Annotated in this window: 2 protein-coding genes; both read left to right on the top strand. The window is 37.8% G+C overall.

All coding sequences use genetic code 11. The features are described 5' to 3' along the window. The first annotated feature begins 188 nt into the window (after window positions 1-188). Complete coding sequence (locus tag D8Q48_RS16965) at window positions 189-626, top strand: HTH domain-containing protein (protein WP_118689251.1); 438 nt, start codon at window positions 189-191, stop codon at window positions 624-626. Continuing rightward, the coding region (locus D8Q48_RS16960; protein ID WP_147422759.1) for an IS3 family transposase at window positions 623-1,328 on the top strand (706 nt) is incomplete at its 3' end. The genes D8Q48_RS16965 and D8Q48_RS16960, both read left to right, overlap by 4 nt.

Raw genomic sequence — 1,328 nt, 5'->3', positions numbered from 1 at the left:
ATATAATGGACCCCATAGTGTGGACACACCAAACAGACAATTAGGTCACTTTTTAAGATAGCTTTCCAAGTTGTAGACACGAATTAAGCTGGTACTACTTTCTCTCATTGTCTTAATTCCAACTTGTGGACAAAGCTTCAGCTACCATTGCTATTGTGATATATTAAAAACAGAAAGGTGGACACACTATGGGAAGAAAAGAAATTTATACAAAAGAACAAATTCACGCTATGGAAATGAATCCATATACGCATTCTGTAAATGCATATCAGATTACTTTCACACTTGAATTCAAAGAATTCTTTGTTGATCAGATTCGTAATCATAGAAAGAAAGCTCCACAGATTTTAAAAGCAGCTGGATATGACCCGTCTTGGTTTACCAAAGGATGCAAAAGCAGTTTGCGTAGACGTATTCTTGAAGAAGCAGATTCTGAGCGAGGACTTCGTGCCCCGCGTGGTCTTTCAACAGCGGAACAGATTGCTGCATTTGAAAGCAAAAATCTTTCTATGCAAAAAACAGAAGCCAGCATCAAGGAATTACAAGAGCGAATCGTTCATTTGGAAAAGCAAGTTGAGTTTCTAAAAAAAACTTCAAATATAATGACGAATCCAACGCTAAAGTGACAAAAAACCGTGCGCAAACTAACGCTATCTTTGAATTAATCCTTGCGGAAACTAAAAACAAATCAGCCTTAAATGTATTAGAATTATGTGAGTTGGTCGGGGTTTCAAGGTCTGGATACTATCGCTGGATTGCCGCTGCAGATAAAAGAATTGCGCGTGAAGCAGCAGATTATGCTGACTTTCTATTAATCCAAAAAGCTTATAATTTCAGGGGTTACACGAAAGGTTCAAGAGGGGTTTGCATGCGACTGAGGCGTATGGGAATCAAAATGAACAGGAAAAAAGTGCAACGATTAATGCGAAAATTTCATCTGTTTTGTCCGGTGCGAAGAGCAAATCCGCATCGAAGAATGGCAAAAGCATTACAAACAAATACAATTGCTCCGAATTATGTTAATAGGCAATTTCGCACCCACGGACCACGAAAGGTTTTGTTAACTGACATCACATATCTACGGCTTCATCAAAAACATGTATATTTATCTGTTATAAAAGATGCATATACTAAACAAATCCTGGCTTACCAATTAAGCGAGTCTCTTGAGGTTGATTTTGTCCTTGATACGATAAATTCTCTTATGGAAAAACATTCATATGAAATGGACGCAACAGTTTGGATCCATTCAGATCAGGGATGTCATTATACAAGTGTTGCATTCCGACAGCTTTTGGAAGATTATGATTTGCGCCAATCTATGTCCA

This window comes from Ruminococcus sp. B05 (genome assembly GCF_003628495.1).
GTDB classification, from domain to species: domain Bacteria; phylum Bacillota; class Clostridia; order Lachnospirales; family Lachnospiraceae; genus Schaedlerella; species Schaedlerella hominis.
Note: the sequence above shows the minus strand (reverse complement) of the source record. Positions and strands in the feature narration are given on the sequence as shown.

Coding starts and splice junctions, on each gene's coding strand:
- D8Q48_RS16965 (WP_118689251.1), top strand. CDS start 189: ATGGGAAGAAAAGAAATTTATACAAAAGAACAAATTCACGCTATGGAA.